The organism is Richelia intracellularis HH01, from assembly GCF_000350105.1.
Lineage (GTDB): Bacteria > Cyanobacteriota > Cyanobacteriia > Cyanobacteriales > Nostocaceae > Richelia > Richelia intracellularis.
The window spans coordinates 1-1,182 of sequence record NZ_CAIY01000062.1 but is presented as its reverse complement, the minus strand read 5'-3'; the positions used below and the strand labels follow the sequence as shown (position 1 = coordinate 1,182).

2 protein-coding genes are annotated in these 1,182 nt (G+C 46.8%); both read right to left on the bottom strand.

What is annotated here, in order from left to right; all coding sequences use genetic code 11:
- Positions 1–502: 502 nt before the first annotated feature.
- Positions 503–700, bottom strand: coding sequence for a hypothetical protein (locus tag RINTHH_RS07230; RefSeq protein ID WP_044304850.1), 198 nt, complete (start codon positions 698–700; stop codon positions 503–505).
- Positions 701–723: 23 nt separating this feature from the next.
- Positions 724–969 carry a hypothetical protein gene (locus tag RINTHH_RS11055; protein ID WP_196794897.1) on the bottom strand — a complete coding sequence of 82 codons (246 nt, stop codon included), beginning with the start codon at positions 967–969 and terminating at the stop codon, positions 724–726.
- Between the last annotated feature and the right edge of the window lie 213 nt (positions 970–1,182).

Here is a 1,182-nt window from a genome sequence, read left to right as displayed (position 1 = left end):
CCACCTTCGTCCCGTACCGACGAACTGGGGCACTTAATCGTGCCGCCATGTTGTGCGATAATCCTGCCAATTCACAGGCGACACAAGATCGCCGTTCTCATTTCTGGGCCAGCTCCTGACCCAGAAGCCTTGAACCGAATTAGAAAGGGTAAGCGTGCGACGACCCCACGGGTCATGTACGAGTCCTATGATCGTCGACTTACCGCTTTCCTTCGTATGCGTCATGTTAGCGCACCCCTTCCGGGGTGTGTCATCGCAAACTAGCTTTAGTTTTGAACGTTGTTCCTGAAAACAACGCCAAGCTTCCCTCTTCGAGATATATCCCATTGGTACTGCTTCCCAACAAATGACACACATTTGTTCAGCTCCAATGTCCATTTCCATTCAATTGGTCTCTCAAGAGACGAATACATCTCGCGCATCTCCATGTATGCATAGATGTTGGTCTTGTTTTTTAATTGGTCTGCCACAGTCGCGGCATGTATACCCATGTGTAGTCGGTCTACCTTTCGGCACTACAATCTACTCCGAAGGAAATTTCTGTGCATCCAGCTGTGTTAATCATAGCCTGCGTACAACAAGTACACAAGGTTCTCAAGGTTCCATTATGCTCACGTATATTCGCACAATTTGCGGTGGTAGTCCACGCATTACATTCTTCACATTTATCTACGTCTAAGTCATCAAGGACATTATCCATAATGTGGGCGAAACAAATTCAAGTTATAACATTCCTGCTTGCTCTACTCCCTGTAGAGCTAATATCAAGACGACGCAAATCCGGCACAGATCAAGACCTTGCGTTTTTGCTGGTGGATCTAGTTCCAGAACGTCCGCCTCCCGATTTCTTCGAGCTCTTTCGGCCTGTCTTCCTACGTGGTCGATATACCAACGGTTTCCAAGACACCACAGATACCGCAACATCAATTGTATAATCTTCTTCAATCTGATCAACGGTATCATCGGCACTAATCCATGCGCGGACTTGCATAACTCCACACAGGACATGGACTGGAGATGGCAACATTGTCATTTCTGATTCAGCAGAAGCAGAAAACAAATTCCAATCAGCATCTGTATCACTATCCAAGAGCGCAGCTGAGTTACTTCCTGCGGAATTAAACGCACTAGTATAGAGACCCTGTTCTTCCGGGAACGGTGTATCCCCAAACTTTGGTTCTT

Coding starts and splice junctions, on each gene's coding strand:
- RINTHH_RS07230 (WP_044304850.1), bottom strand. CDS start 700: ATGGATAATGTCCTTGATGACTTAGACGTAGATAAATGTGAAGAATGT.